Below are 5288 nucleotides of genomic sequence, written 5' to 3'. Positions count from 1 at the left end.
GGGCAGCCGCCATCCGGATATCCATCGCCGTCACCTTCTGGGCCATGAACCATGCTGGTCCAGCCCTACTCAGGTGTCAGCGATGTCCCGAGACATACAACTGTCAGCGATGTCCCCGAACAGAACACGTCGCTGACCGACGGTAACCACGCCGAAATCGCACGGGAGGGAACGTCGCGGGGCCCTGAGGCGTTGCACGTTCAATGCGTCTCTCTGTCCTCGACCTCGTCCCCGTCCGCTCCGACCAGACCACCTCGGATGCGCTGGCTGCGACGACGCGCCTGGCCCAGGCCGCCGATCGCCTCGGCTACACCCGGTACTGGGTGGCCGAGCACCACAACATGCCGTCGGTCGCGGCGACCAGCCCGCCGGTCCTGCTGGCCCACCTGGCCGCGCACACCACCGCTGTGCGCCTGGGCTCCGGCGGGGTCATGCTGCCCAACCACGCGCCGCTGGCGGTCGCTGAGCAGTTCGCGCTGCTCGAGGCCGCCCATCCCGGCCGCATCGACCTGGGCATCGGCCGCGCGCCCGGGTCCGACCCGGTCACGTCGATGGCGCTGCGTGGCGCGGCCGGCCGTGATGACCGGGACATCGAGGCGTTCCCCGAGTATCTCGACGACGTCGTCGCCCTGATGGGCCGCACCGGAGTCCGCGTCGCGCTGCCGCGCGACCTGATGCGGGACAACTACATCCTCAAGGCCACGCCGGCCGCCGCGTCCGAGCCCAGGCTGTGGCTGCTCGGCTCCTCGATGTACTCCGCGCATCTGGCGGCGGCCAAGGGCCTGCCGTATGTGTTCGCGCACCACTTCTCGAGCCAGGGCACGGCGGAGGCGCTGGAGACCTATCGCGCCGAGTTCCGGCCCAGTGAGCTGACGCCCGAGCCGGTCACGTTCCTGACCGTCAACGCGGTGGTGGCCGAAACCCGCGACGAGGCACTGCGATTGGTGCTCCCGAACCTGCAGATGATGGCGCGGTTGCGTACCGGTGCGCCGCTGGCGGCCGTCGATCTGGTGGAGGACGCCGAGGCGTTGGACATGGGCCCGCGGGCTCAGTCGGTCATCGACCACGGTCTGCGGCAGGCCGTGGTGGGCAGCCCCTCGGAGGCGGCCGAGCAGGTGCGCGAACTGGCAGCGGAGTTCGACGTCGACGAAGTGATGGTCCATCCGGTCGCGTCGGCGCACCGCGGTGTGGACCCGGCGACCTCGCCTGCACGCGAAGCCACGCTCGAACTGCTGGCCAAAGAGCTGTTCTAACCTTTGGGGGTGAGTCTCACCAGCGGGATCTTGCGGCTGGTGCGACGCTGGTAGCCGTTGTAGCGGTCGCTGTTGTCGCGGTTGACGAGCTCCCACAACCGCGGATAGTCGGGATCGTCGGCGAGCACCGGCGTCGCCGTCACCGCCAGTCGCTTGGGTCCGAGGTTGATCTCGATGTCCGGGTTCGCTTTCAGGTTGTGATACCACCCGGGCGCCCGCGGATCGCCGCCCTTGGAGGCCACGACGTAGTAGTGGCCGCCGTCGGGAAAGTACGACAGCGTGTTGGTTCGGTGCTTACCGGTCTTTGCGCCGACGGTGTGCAGCAGCAGGCTCGGTGGGACACCGGGCAGCGGAATGCGGTGGCCGATACGACCATTCGTGCGCTTGTAGAGAGAGTCATGCAGCATCAGCAGGCGCACACCGACGTTCTGTTCGACCCACAGGGCGATGTTCATCTGGTCAATCCAACTCTGCGGTGTCGATCTGCGCCAGTGCCTCCCTCAGCAGGCGTCCGGTCTGCTCCCGATCGCCGTCGCGACGCATCAGCATCCCCTTGGCGAACGAGAGCTTGTCGCCGTCGCGTCGCGGCACCACGTGCAGGTGGATGTGGAACACCGTCTGGAAAGCGGCCTTGCCGTCGTTGATCGCGATGTTGTTGCCGTCGGCGTGCAGGCCTGAGGCCCGTGCTGCCTTGGCGATGCGCTGGCCCAGCATCATCATCGACGCCAGGGTGGCGGGCGGGGTGTCGGTGAGGTCGACGGTGTGCTTCTTCGGGATGACGAGCGTGTGGCCCCGCGTGAACGGGCGGATGTCGAGGATCGCCAGGTGATCGTCGTCCTCGTGGATCGTGATGGCCGGGGCCTCGCCGGCGACGATGGCGCAGAAGACGCAGGACATCCCGTCACGGTAACCGGACGTCAGTTCGCGTTCTGCGCCGCCCATTCACCCAGCCGGCGATCCCGCTCCTCGGCGGAGACGTCCTCGACGCGCGTCATCACCGTCCATCGCACGCCGAATGGATCACGCAGCGAGGCGAACCGGTCGCCGGTGGCGAAATCCTGCGGCTCCTCGCGGATCGTCGCGCCGGCCTGCCGCGCCCGCTCGACCACGCCGTCGACGTCGCCGCAGTACACCGCCACCGAGTAGGCGACGACGTCGTCGCCGGTCGGCGGCGCAGCGAGGTGGTACGCCTCGGCCGGGTCGCCCAATTGCAGTCGACCGATCCCGAAGTCGAGTTCGGCGTGCGCGATGGTCCCGTCGGGTCCGTCCATCTTCTCGACCAGGGTGGCGCCGAAGACGCTGCCGTAGAACTCGATCGCCGCTGCGGCACCGTCGACGCACAGAAACGGGGTCAGAGAGGTGTATCCGGGTGCGATGGGGGATGTGGACATGTGCGTCAGTTTCGTAGCCTCGACTGCGTGGGGGCTTGGAAAAAGGCGACAGTGCAGCAGCCGATGCGTGGCGTGCTCGGGCGGCCTGCGAGCTCGTCGGCATTCGACCTGCAGCGCTGGGCGCCGAGCAGCGAGGCGGGCCGGTTCGTAGAGCACTTCTGGTCGGTCACGTGGGACCTGCACGGCCGACCGTCGTTCGACAGCGCGGTCCTGACGTTTCCGTCGATGCATCTGACTCGCGAGTGGGGCAGCGATAGGGAGCGCCACGGGGTGGCGCTGCCGAACACCCTGGTGCACGGAGTGGTCGAGCGCGTGTTCCGTACGACGCTGCGCGGTCGAGGCGCGGTCGTCGGTGCGCGGTTCACGCCGGGCGGGTTCGTGGCACGCTTCGGCGGCGACGCATCCTCGTTCACCGGTCGGGTCGTCGTCGCTGAGATGATCGTCGGCGCAGGCGATCTCGCCGACGATGTGGGTGTTGCAGCCGAGCAGCTGGACCGACTGATCGGCGCCACCTCGGTGGACGATACCGTGCTGTCGCCGCTGTCGGCCCTGCTGGACCGCATGCGCGAGGACCCGGAACTGCAACGGGTCGAGCAGGTGATGGCGCACTCGCCGTGGAGTGTGCGAACCACTCAGCGTGTGTTCCGTCGCTACGTCGGTGTGCCGGTGAAGTGGGTGCTGTGCCGATACCGGTTGCAGAACGCCGCGTGGGAGATCGAGACTCGCGCCGACGTCGACCTCGCGGATCTCGCGGTTCGACTGGGCTGGTATGACCAGGCGCACTTCAGCAACGACTTTCGCGTGATGCTCGGCACGACGCCGGGTGAGTACGCAGCGCAGCACGGTCCCCTCAGTCGATGATCTGGCGCCACGCGGTCAATTTCGTCGCGAACGGTGCGGTGTGCGCGGGGCTGGTGGACGGCAGCAGCACGGTGGGCGGGGAATGCGCCGTGCGGACGAGGCGCCGATAGTTCTTCGCCGCGGCGGCGCCGTTGAAATACACGCGTTCGATGCTCGGGTGTGCGGCGAAGAGCGCGTCGAAGTCGTTGGCCACCATGCTGGCCGGTTCGACTGCGGCGTCGAGACTGCCGACCCGGCGACACGACGCGAGCACATCCCAGACGGCCACGCCCGCGTCGGTGAGCCTGCACACGCGCTCCTCGTAGGGTGCGTGCGCGTCGAAACCGAAGAGCTCGGCGGTGATTCGCCAGAACGCGTTGCGTGGATGGGCGTAGTACCGATGCTGCTCCAGCGACATGACGCCGGGCATGTTCCCGAGGATCAACACCTGGGGACGGTCAGCGACGAGCGGTGGGAAGCTGTGCACGGTCGGAGACGCCATGCCTCCTGTGTAGCGCACGGTAGGTTGAGCGCGTGGCCGATGACGTCGACGTGGAGGCAAGCGGGCTGCTCGACGGGCTCGAGGGCGATGCGCGTGCCGAGCGCGCGGAGCTGATCCCGTGGCTGTTGGAACGCGGGGTGAGCATCGAGCAGATACGGGCCAGTTCGTCGCCGATGCTGCTTGCGTCGCGGCGGGTCATCGGCGACGACGGTGTCTACGTCTCGGCGCGGGAGGCGGCCGAGAAGTACGACGTCGATCTCGAACTGTTCGAGCGGATTCAGCGGGCAATGGGGTTGCCGCGCATCGAAGATCCGGACGCTGCGGTGCTGCTGCGTGCCGACGCCGAAGCGGCGAAGTTCACTCGTGACTTCCTGGCCGCGGGCATCAGCGCCGACGAGCTGGTGCAGATCACCCGGCTCCTCGGGGACGGGGTGGCGCGTGCGGCCGAGGCGATGCGATATGCGGCCCTGGCGGCTGTGATCCGGCCGGCGGCAACGGAAGTGCAGATCGCGCAGGCATCGGAAAAGCTGGTTTCCGAATTGGCGCCGATGCTGGGACCGCTGATCCAGGACGTGTTGCTGCTGCAGCTGCGGCATGCGATCGAGACGCAGGCGGTCACTGCGACCGAGCGTGCGGAGGGCCAACATCTGCCGGGGGCGCGGGAGGTCACGATCGCGTTCGCCGATCTGGTCGGGTTCACCAAACTGGGGGAGGCGCTGCCGCCCGAGGACCTCGAGCGGTTGGCGCAACGGCTGGCCGACATGACGCGTGAGGTCGCGGTGGCCCCGGTGCGCTTCATCAAGACCATCGGCGACGAGGTGATGCTGGTCAGCCCGGAGCCGGTGCCGCTGCTGGAGGCGGTACTGCGCCTGGTCGACGCGACCGACGACGACGGGGATTTCCCGCGTCTGCGCGTCGGGCTGGCCACCGGGATGGCGGTGAGCCGCGAAGGGGACTGGTTCGGCAGCTCGGTGAATCTCGCCGCTCGCGTCACCGGTGCGGCTCGGCCGGGTTCGGTCCTCGTGGCCGAGAGTGCCCGTGACGCCATCGGCGACGACGAGAGATTCGCCTGGTCGTTCGCTGGAGCCCGACACCTGAAGGGCTTCAAGGCCGACGTGAAGCTGTTCCGCGCGCGCAGGGCGGAGCCGGCCGAAGAGTAGTCCCGGCGCGAGTGTCATCTCTCAGGACATCGGTGACAGTTCTGCATCAGGACATCGGTGACACTTCGGGTGGTTCTGGTGGTGACACTTCCGCCCCGAGGCTGCGGGGGTGGCTGTCAATGAACCCATCGATCCTCGCGTC

At 68.2% G+C, this 5288-nt stretch carries 7 protein-coding genes; 3 read left to right on the top strand and 4 right to left on the bottom strand.

All coding sequences use genetic code 11. The features are described 5' to 3' along the window. The first annotated feature begins 203 nt into the window (after positions 1-203). Positions 204-1253 carry an LLM class flavin-dependent oxidoreductase gene (locus DMB80_RS27555; protein ID WP_111512730.1) on the top strand — a complete coding sequence of 350 codons (1050 nt, stop codon included), beginning with the start codon at positions 204-206 and terminating at the stop codon, positions 1251-1253. On the opposite strand, the gene DMB80_RS27550 is transcribed toward DMB80_RS27555, so the two are convergent. From DMB80_RS27550 to DMB80_RS27540, 3 genes are read right to left on the bottom strand one after another with little or no spacing between them, the layout of a single operon-like run. Further along, positions 1250-1708, bottom strand: a complete 459-nt coding sequence (locus DMB80_RS27550; protein WP_046362636.1) for a nitroreductase family deazaflavin-dependent oxidoreductase — start codon at positions 1706-1708, stop codon at positions 1250-1252. The two genes, DMB80_RS27555 and DMB80_RS27550, sit on opposite strands and share 4 nt — an antisense overlap. Before the next feature lie 4 nt (positions 1709-1712). Further along, positions 1713-2150, bottom strand: a complete 438-nt coding sequence (locus DMB80_RS27545; RefSeq protein ID WP_111512733.1) for an HIT family protein — start codon at positions 2148-2150, stop codon at positions 1713-1715. A gap of 20 nt (positions 2151-2170) precedes the next feature. After that, a complete protein-coding gene (locus tag DMB80_RS27540; RefSeq protein ID WP_111512729.1) occupies positions 2171-2644 on the bottom strand; it encodes a VOC family protein in 474 nt (157 codons plus the stop codon). 27 nt (positions 2645-2671) lie between these two features. Here DMB80_RS27540 and DMB80_RS27535 point away from each other — a divergent pair, with 27 nt between their 5' ends. Further along, on the top strand, positions 2672-3505 hold the full coding sequence (locus DMB80_RS27535) for a DUF6597 domain-containing transcriptional factor (protein WP_420812248.1): 834 nt from the start codon (positions 2672-2674) through the stop codon (positions 3503-3505). Here DMB80_RS27535 and DMB80_RS27530 read toward each other — a convergent pair. Next, entirely contained in the window at positions 3495-3986 is a 492-nt protein-coding gene (locus DMB80_RS27530) for a DNA-deoxyinosine glycosylase (RefSeq protein WP_111512731.1), read from the bottom strand. The two genes, DMB80_RS27535 and DMB80_RS27530, sit on opposite strands and share 11 nt — an antisense overlap. 32 nt (positions 3987-4018) lie before the next feature. On the opposite strand from DMB80_RS27530, the gene DMB80_RS27525 reads away from it, so the two are divergent. Further along, a complete protein-coding gene (locus DMB80_RS27525) occupies positions 4019-5146 on the top strand; it encodes an adenylate/guanylate cyclase domain-containing protein (RefSeq protein WP_111512728.1) in 1128 nt (375 codons plus the stop codon). Positions 5147-5288 lie beyond the last annotated feature (142 nt).

The organism is Mycobacterium kyogaense, from assembly GCF_003254575.1.
Lineage (GTDB): Bacteria > Actinomycetota > Actinomycetes > Mycobacteriales > Mycobacteriaceae > Mycobacterium > Mycobacterium kyogaense.
The sequence above is the reverse complement of the archived record's forward strand: the minus strand, read 5'-3'. Positions and strand labels throughout refer to the sequence as shown.